General features: G+C 49.9%; 10 protein-coding genes. 3 read left to right on the top strand and 7 right to left on the bottom strand.

Features of this window, described 5'->3' with window-relative positions; genetic code table 11:
- The 3 genes from D5S03_RS10770 to D5S03_RS10760 all read right to left on the bottom strand — a co-directional run.
- A partial coding sequence (locus tag D5S03_RS10770) for an ammonia-forming cytochrome c nitrite reductase subunit c552 (protein ID WP_287043969.1) occupies window positions 1-1,298 on the bottom strand: 1,298 nt, incomplete at its 3' end.
- Complete coding sequence (locus D5S03_RS10765) at window positions 1,291-1,770, bottom strand: NapC/NirT family cytochrome c (protein ID WP_008868719.1); 480 nt, start codon at window positions 1,768-1,770, stop codon at window positions 1,291-1,293. The genes D5S03_RS10770 and D5S03_RS10765, both read right to left, overlap by 8 nt.
- A gap of 348 nt (window positions 1,771-2,118) precedes the next feature.
- A complete protein-coding gene (locus D5S03_RS10760; RefSeq protein ID WP_008868718.1) occupies window positions 2,119-2,433 on the bottom strand; it encodes a cupin domain-containing protein in 315 nt (104 codons plus the stop codon).
- Window positions 2,434-2,825: 392 nt separating this feature from the next.
- Between D5S03_RS10760 and D5S03_RS10755 the strand changes: the two genes are divergently transcribed.
- A complete protein-coding gene (locus D5S03_RS10755) occupies window positions 2,826-3,500 on the top strand; it encodes a Crp/Fnr family transcriptional regulator (protein WP_287043967.1) in 675 nt (224 codons plus the stop codon).
- Window positions 3,501-3,503: 3 nt separating this feature from the next.
- On the opposite strand, the gene D5S03_RS10750 is transcribed toward D5S03_RS10755, so the two are convergent.
- A complete protein-coding gene (locus D5S03_RS10750) occupies window positions 3,504-3,737 on the bottom strand; it encodes a hypothetical protein (protein ID WP_008870865.1) in 234 nt (77 codons plus the stop codon).
- A gap of 54 nt (window positions 3,738-3,791) precedes the next feature.
- Here D5S03_RS10750 and D5S03_RS10745 point away from each other — a divergent pair, with 54 nt between their 5' ends.
- The gene (locus D5S03_RS10745) at window positions 3,792-5,138 is read left to right on the top strand and encodes a deoxyribodipyrimidine photo-lyase (protein WP_008870866.1); all 1,347 of its coding nucleotides are present in this window, start codon (window positions 3,792-3,794) and stop codon (window positions 5,136-5,138) included.
- An 18-nt stretch (window positions 5,139-5,156) separates the two neighbouring features.
- Window positions 5,157-6,059 carry a TIGR01777 family oxidoreductase gene (locus D5S03_RS10740; RefSeq protein WP_287043965.1) on the top strand — a complete coding sequence of 301 codons (903 nt, stop codon included), beginning with the start codon at window positions 5,157-5,159 and terminating at the stop codon, window positions 6,057-6,059.
- 201 nt (window positions 6,060-6,260) lie between these two features.
- Here D5S03_RS10740 and D5S03_RS10735 read toward each other — a convergent pair whose 3' ends face one another.
- The 3 genes from D5S03_RS10735 to D5S03_RS10725 form a co-directional block, all read right to left on the bottom strand.
- The gene (locus tag D5S03_RS10735; protein ID WP_008870868.1) at window positions 6,261-6,479 is read right to left on the bottom strand and encodes a hypothetical protein; all 219 of its coding nucleotides are present in this window, start codon (window positions 6,477-6,479) and stop codon (window positions 6,261-6,263) included.
- A 252-nt stretch (window positions 6,480-6,731) separates the two neighbouring features.
- Window positions 6,732-6,962 carry a DUF433 domain-containing protein gene (locus D5S03_RS10730; RefSeq protein WP_008870869.1) on the bottom strand — a complete coding sequence of 77 codons (231 nt, stop codon included), beginning with the start codon at window positions 6,960-6,962 and terminating at the stop codon, window positions 6,732-6,734.
- A 334-nt stretch (window positions 6,963-7,296) separates the two neighbouring features.
- On the bottom strand, window positions 7,297-7,670 hold a 374-nt coding region (locus D5S03_RS10725), incomplete at its 5' end, for a type II toxin-antitoxin system VapC family toxin (protein ID WP_287043963.1).

Raw genomic sequence — 7,670 nt, 5'->3', positions numbered from 1 at the left:
CCGGCGCTGTTTTCCGCAGATACGTAGTCCCAGAACCACTGGCCTTTGCGCACCCTTTCCCGGGCCTGGATCATGAGATCATCAAAATCATTCCTGACATCTCCCTCGTATTCTGAAGCCAGCCTGACAGCTTCATGTGCCCGCACGGATTCCCGCTGGGCCTCCATGAGCTGCTCCCAGGTCCTTTCCTGGGAATAAATAACCCGGTCTTTAAGGTATTCCGCAGACTTGTCGGTATGGCACTGTCCACAGGTATTCTCGATGGCCTCCATTGAACGCAGGGGCGAGGTCTGAAAATGACTGGAGATCTTTTTCTTGCCGTCCATGCGGGTGTAGGGCATATGGCAGTCTGCACAGGCCACTCCGGCTGCACCGTGGGTGCTGTCGTGCCACATTTCATATTCCGGGTGCTGTACCTTGATCATGGGCGTATCCGAAACCGGGTGGGTCCAGTCAATAAACCAGCCTTCAAATCCTTCCCGGTCAGTTACCCCGAAGCTCTTTTTGTATTCATACATATCATCGGGATTCTTGCCCTTATCCCATGGAAAAACAGGCTTTTGGGCCACGCCGATCTCTTCATGCTCAAAGTAGTATTCTACATGACACTGGGCACAGACTAAGGAGCGCATTTCGTTGCGGGAAGCATCCCTCCAGTCCTCACCCTGTCTTTCCAGGGCCTCGGTCAGGGGGACACTGGTGATGCGCAGACTCATGTCCTCAGGATCATGACAGGTATTGCAGCCGATGGCATGGTCCTCCAGATCGTGTTCTTCCCGGAAATCGTGGAACTCCATGGCCCAGAAGTCATCTCCGTATTCCTCGATGTACCCGGGCATCTTGTTACTTTTGCAGTTGTAGCATGTAGCAGGCAGGCCTGCTTCTTCACTGTAGCGGTTGATGCGGTCTATATCCAGAAGGTCGTGCACAGCATTGGCATGGCCCCTGGCCCGGTTATACTCGTAGCTGAAGGGATATCCCAGCCAAAGGTTTTTGAGATAGGGCTGACAGTACTTGTAGGCTTGGGGAAGATCGCCGCACAGATGTTTTTCATGGGCAACAGATCCGCCATATTCAGTCATCTGCCCCTCACCATAATCAAAATCTTCAGCCTTTAGCCTCTGATAGGTCTGGTACTGCTTGGGGAAATATTCTTTAAATGCACTGTTGCGCTCAGCTTCCTCTTCAGTGAGATCAGTTTCATAGTCCGGAGTCTCTGCCTCTGGAATCTCGCTGCATCCAGCAAATACTAACGTAAGCATTAATGCCAGCACCCAGCTTAGATATTTCTTACTCATCTGCTACCCTCCTTTCGGCTACGGGAGTTGACCGCATATGCGGCACCTGACGATGACAATCTATGCACTGATCCTTGGCCATGTCCGCGTCTACATTAAGACCGGTCATGGCATGACAGTTGGTGCAATTGTCATTAATAACCCTTGAGCTCCTGTCAGAAGACTGAATCACGTCGCCAACCTTTCCAAAAGTGTTTTTGTACATGTCTTTTGTACCGGCCCAGGACTTGAACAGCATCTTTGGAACGGCGCTGTGCGGAGCATGGCATTCATTACAGCTCAGATCCGCATGCACAGACTGCTGGTGAGTTCTGGTCGCCTCATACATTACATGGCAGCTGCCGCAGAACTCCGGCTGGTCCGTGTGGCTGTAGGTAAACCCGGCAACCAGGGTTAGAGCCACACCTGCCAGCAAAGCAATAAGTATGGCGGCCCTGCCGGCTCCATTCTGCCGGTTTTTTCCCTTTGTCATAACCCCCTCCTTGGTTTTAAAATGCTACTGACCTGCAACTTCTGTCTTTTAACATTACTTGCATAAGCTCCCTCCCTGCTTAAAGTTGTCTGGTATATTTATGCCTTTGATAACTGCAAGGCTTAAAGTACAGAAGATGCTTGTAACGTAACCATTCAGGGGATGCCTCAATCGGCCCGGGGACAGTCCCGCACCTATTTTTCTAACGCTCACATCTGTAAATTGTTCATCAAAAAAATAAGTGCGGGACAGTCCCAAGACCTTGTGCCAGGAACTACACCTGAGTGCCCCCTGAATGGTTACCTGATAGCTTTTGCTTGCCGGCAACGCTGACCAAAAAAGCCACAATTATATTGGCGGGGCAATGGTCACCAGAACCCGCATATCCGTCACAGCCCGAATACCGTGGGACTCCTCGATGGCGCAGACCAGAATATCTCCGGCTCTGGCCGGAAGGGTTCTGTCCTTTGCCAGGTACTCGCCTTCACCCTCCAGCACCTGGATGCTTAGTTCGCCTTCAAGTTCATGGGAATGTATGGGCAGTTCCTGCCCGGCCCTGAAATTGAAGTTGATAATCCTGAAATACGGGCTGTCGTGAACCAGATTTTTCTTCATGGCCTTGTCACTGAACGTTCCTTCCTCAAATATATTCACGACTTTCATAAATACCTCCTTTTTTTAAATGTTACGATACCTCATTCTCTGGATCAACTTTTTTCTGTGATTTTCTCCAGATTATGCACAGCCAGCCTGGCATACGCTTCTTTTTAAAGCTGTTGACTTGAAAGCCAAGATAAGGTTTTATATTTGTTATGCCTTGACTTAAGTCAAGACAACAGACAAGAACCTATGCGGGTTATGCCCGCAACCCAAGCGAAAAAGTTACCCCTGGCCACTTGACTGTCTATGCTTACGCTTATCATCGAGGTCGGAAATTTCCAGCGCCATAGCACAAATTTCTCTTATTTTTTATGACAGGGTTTCAGGGTTAAGGTGCTGATTGCCTCAAAACAGCTCGATACATCTTGCATCTAATCGTTCAGGAGATCCAGTAAATGTCCCAAGACCTGCACATATTTCCGGTCTTTGCTTCCTTAGAGCCGGAGCATACAAAGGCCCTTTCAGGCATTGCCGGTACCAGACATTTCAAGGCCAACCAGATGATTTTCCAGGAAAACGATCCCGGTGAGGGATTTTACGGGATAGTTCAGGGAAAAGTAAAAATCTACAAATCCTCCCCCCTGGGCAAGGAGCATATTCTGCACATCTTCGGTCCCGGGGAGGTCTTTGCCGAAGTTGCCGTTTTTGCAGGCAGAAACTTTCCTGCCAGTGCCCTGTGTCTTGAGGATACCAAACTTCTCTTTTTCCCCCGCAAACAGTTCAGACGCCTTATCAGCGAAAACCCTGACCTGGGCCTGAATCTGCTGGGCCTTTTATCCATGCGCTTGAGGAACATGGTGGGCAAGGTGGAAGAACTGAGCCTCAAGGAGGTACCCGCCAGGCTGGCCACACATCTGTTGCTCATCAGGGAAAACCTGGGCAAAGATCAGTTCGACCTGGATCTGAATAAATCCCAGCTGGCCGGCTTTCTGGGCACCATCCCCGAAACTCTGTCCCGGGTGATACGCAAAATGAACGAAGAGGAATACATTGAAACAGCAGGCAAGAAGGTAACCCTTCTGGATATCTCGGGACTGGAAGATCTGGCCGCAGGCAATCTGAGACTTTAGTAACTATTTATTGTCCTTGGTGCCGGTATAAGTAAAGGCGCTGGAGTTCATCTTGTAAAACCTGCCCTGGTCAATGCCCACCACCTGTCCACAGGGACAGGCAAGGCCTCCTTTCTGCTCCAGGCCGTCATAAAACCTGGTAATCCGGCTCTTGTGGCAGCGCAGGACTTCTCCGGAGCCCACCTTTCTGTATTTGAAAAGTTTTTTTTTACAGCCGGAACATTTGATTGTAAGCATGCCTGTAGTTCATATTCATAATTTTATTCAACTGCAAGCGGCGAGGACTCTTTCATGCGCGTTCACCCCCGTAGAATACAGGAGATAAGAACAGGCAACCAGGACTCAGGCCCGGTCATTTACTGGATGAGCCGGGACCAGAGAATAAAGGACAACTGGGCCCTGGTGCACGCCCAGGACCTGGCCCTGCACCTCTCGCGCCCCCTGAGGATTGTTTTTTGCCTGGCGGACGGGTTTTTGCAGGCAGGCCTGCGTCAGTTCGACTTTATGCTCAGGGGCCTGCATGAATGTGCCGGCGTTGCAGAAAGCCTGAATATCCCACTGGACCTGGTACGGGGAGAAGCCGGCCTCGTTTTGCCTGCATACCTTGAAAAACACCGGGCATCATTTCTGGTCATGGATTTTGACCCCCTGCGAATAAAAAAATCCTGGCAAAAGGCAGTCCTGGACAAAACAGGCATACCGGCGCACTTAGTGGATGCCCACAATATCGTCCCCTGCTGGAGCACATCCCAGAAGCAGGAATATGCCGCCAGGACCATCCGGCCCAAAATTCACAGGCAGCTGGAGGAGTTTCTTGAAGACTACCCGGATGTTAAGCCCCATCCATATCCAGCCCAGGCCGGGACCGGGGTTGATCCGGACGGGCTGTTGCAGGAGATGGATCTGGACAAAACCATAACACCTGTGAGGTGGCTAAGTCCCGGCCCTGCCGGTGCAGGCGAAGTTCTGGATGATTTCATGGCCCACAGGCTCTCCCTGTACCATGAACAAAGAAACGACCCCAACATGCAAGTTCTGTCCAACCTGTCCCCTTACCTGCACTTTGGACACACAAGTGCCCAGAGAGTAGCCCTGCAGGTCAAAAAACAGCTTGATACTCCAGTACAGTCAAGGGAAGCCTTCCTGGAAGAACTGATTGTACGCAGGGAACTTTCGGACAATTTCTGCCACTACAATCAAAACTACGACAATTTCCAGGGTCTGCCCGCCTGGGCGCAAAAGACTCTGGACAAACACCGCAGTGACAGCAGGGATTATCTCTATGAACCCCAGGCGCTGGAACAGGGCCTGACCCACGATCCCCTCTGGAACGCGGCCCAGACTGAAATGGTCAAAAGCGGCAAGATGCATGGCTACATGCGCATGTACTGGGCCAAAAAGATCCTGGAATGGAGCAGAAGCCCTGAACAGGCCATTGACACAGCCATTTACTTAAATGACAAGTATGAACTTGATGGCCGAGACCCCAATGGGTACACAGGCATAATGTGGTCCATAGGCGGGGTGCATGACCGGGGCTGGAAAGAAAGGAAAATTTTCGGAACAGTAAGATACATGAACTACAACGGTTGCAGACGCAAGTTCAATGTGGATGCCTACATCCAGAAATGGATATAAACAGACAGGGAGAAAGACATGAAATATTTTATTCTCGGTGGAACCGGTTTTGTGGGAAAGCAGCTCCTGGATTTTCTCCTTGAGCAGGGAGAGGATGTAACCGCTCTGGTTCGGGACGAATCCAAAGTCAAAAACAAATCGCCCAGGCTCAGTCTTGTCCAGGGCGACCCCCTGAAAAAGGGTGACTGGCAGAATCGGGTAAGCGAGGCGGACGTGGTCATCAACCTGGTGGGCTCCCCGGTAATGACCAGGTGGAACGACAAGTCCAAAAAACTCATCGAATCCAGTCGCGTGGATTCCACCAACAACGTGGTGGCGGCCATGAAGGACCTGGAACCCAGGACTTTCATCTGTGCCAATGCAGTGGGATACTACGGACCAAGGAGCGATGAACGGGTGGATGAGAGTACCGGACCGGGAAATGATTTTCTGTCCCACGTGGCCGTAAAATGGCAGGAAGCTGCCCAGGCAGCGGAAAAACTCGGGCACCGGGTGGTTGTGTCCAGGTTTCCGGCAGTCCTTGGACCCGGCGGAGGGGCCATGGCCCAGATGCTTCCCGTATTCAGGCTCGGCCTGGGCGGAAAACTGGGCAGCGGCAGGCAGTGGTTCCCCTGGGTGCATATCCTGGACCTGGTCCGGGCGCTGCATTTCATGAGCGCAAAAGAGGACATATCCGGCCCCGTAAATGTATGCGCCCCCCAGGAAATAACCAATGAAGACTTTACCCGGGCCATGTCCAGGGTGCTCAAAAGGCCTGCATTTTTCAAGGTGCCCGGACTGGCCTTAAAGATCATTTACGGCGAAGTGGGAGACATGCTCCTCACTGGTCAGCGCTGCGTCCCTGCAGTATTGCAGAAGGCCGGATTCGAGTACATGTTCCCGGAGATAGAAAAGGCCCTGGCCGATATTGTCAACAAGTGACTTTTAAGCAACACACCTCTACTGGATGCGACTGCAAAAAGTCCTTTTTTCAGTCTCAGGAGTCAGGAGACAGAAATCAGTAAAAACAAAGGTTTATAGAATTGACTTGTTCCTGAATTCTTAATTGCCTGACTTTTTGCAGTCGCATCTTACCAGGGAGAAGCTGCAGTCAGCTGGAAACTGTTGTGGACAAATCGTGAGTTAGGCCTCTCTGAAAATTGCTTCTTCGACCGGTTTTGGAAGTTCGACTATGACAAAAAGCTCCTTTGGGAATAAATAATCCTTGCCAGACTCGTCGATTACGCGGATTTGCTGATGTTTTTCAGCTTTTGGATCAGGAATTGCCTCGTAGAGTTTTCTCGCTTCTAACGAAGCTTCATATCCCTTATTTTTTATACAAATCACTAATTGATGCTCCATAATATCCCCTCCTGGAAATCAATCCAAGTACTTCTTGATCTTGAATTCTTTATTGTTCACGTTTTCCTGCATCAGGGCAGACAGCAGTACGGCATTAAGGATGGAATCGCGTTTAGAACTACTTTTCCACATCAAAATGGCGGTTCTAAGACTCACAATCAAGCAAAAAGCGAACTCTTTTCAAATATTTTCAATATATTGGGTGGTTCAGACCCGAACAACTGACTCTGGTCAAGATAGAGGCGCAGGCTATCAGACATGTGCTTTTCTCATGTCAGAATGTTCAATGTTCGCCTTGGCAAAAAACAGGGCCGCCTGAATATCTTCTCTTTTCAACTCAGGGTAGTCGCGCAGCAACTGATCCCAGGTAGATCCTTCAGCAATCTGTTCCAGAATGATGCCCAGGGGTATCCTTGTGCCCTTTATGACTGGCTTTCCGTTGCATACTTTTGGATTCCATTCAATTCTTTCTAAAAAATTCATAGGTTGTCTCCTGAGCCAATAACTTGTTCTGACATCAAATCGCCGCTTTTATCCGGCTGTCGGTCCGCGCAATTTCTATACAGCAACAGCCTCAAAAGCCACACTCAGATCCTCGGTGCTGGACAGAGAATAGTTCAGCTTCTTCCGGGTCGGACCTAACTAATTATCTGTTTACATGAGACAACTAAATCTCCGAATCCTGCATAAAATTAATCCAAGACAGTGTAAATTACGGTGGCCATATTTATAAATAAAGTGTCAAACACCATTAACACAATTCTGGAGAGACAAAATGGAATACTGGTTTGCCGAACAAGAGGCGCCGTGGAGAGACTCAGCGCGCAACGAGAATCAGACCTTGCACCATTTCGAAATGCCTGTCCCGGGAAAAGAGTTTGTATCCGTGCTGAAAGGCAGAGGCTGCAATCCACATGTCATTGGTTGGGATGGGTGTGCCAGCGCTTTTGAGCTTGTCCAGTATGGAGGCATAAAAATCTGCTGTCTCTACATCAACGGCATGTACAACAACCCTGGGAGAATCCAGGAAAAAATCAAGTTCCTCCCTATTCTGGTCTTCCCTGTTTCCGCCCTTGAACCCTGAAAGCAACTCTCCAATGCTTATGGTGGAAATCCCGATTTTGTCCACCTTTCGCAGATAGTCTGCCACCTCCGGATCTCCTTTCAGGGCCAAGGAGTAGATGTTGGTGT

It is taken from the genome of Desulfonatronospira sp. MSAO_Bac3, from assembly GCF_003838035.1.
GTDB lineage: Bacteria > Desulfobacterota > Desulfovibrionia > Desulfovibrionales > Desulfonatronovibrionaceae > Desulfonatronospira > Desulfonatronospira thiodismutans.
This window is presented reverse-complemented; position numbering and strand designations above follow the sequence as displayed.